Origin of the sequence: Neobacillus drentensis (genome assembly GCF_036965645.1) — a bacterium.
Classification (GTDB): Bacteria; Bacillota; Bacilli; order Bacillales; family Cytobacillaceae; genus Neobacillus; species Neobacillus drentensis_D.
Genome location: NZ_JBALPZ010000164.1, coordinates 12479 through 12834, shown reverse-complemented (window position 1 = coordinate 12834; position 356 = coordinate 12479).

The following is a 356-nucleotide window of genomic DNA, read 5'->3' as shown; positions in this document are numbered from 1 at the left end:
TTAGAGTTTACTCTAAGTCCAGAATTATTAATTCTTCTGCCCGTTCTGAGGTGCTTTCCCAAAGTTATAAACCAAAATGACAGTTGCTTTAACTTCGATATTAACATACAAAAAATCAAAACTCGCCACAGGTATATTGGCGAGTTTCCTTTACTATATTTTCCGCTTCCTTCTTCAACTAAACTCCTTTAGTGGAACAAGGAAGCGACAGCTCATTTATTGAACCATCGCACCTGTTACTTTAAATGTATTTCTTCACAAACTTATTCTGTTTCTTTATTGCGGTTATTTCAAAGATGCTGCCCCGGCTAAATACCAGCCTTTTGGGGACTGTTTGAGATAAGATTGTGTTATAT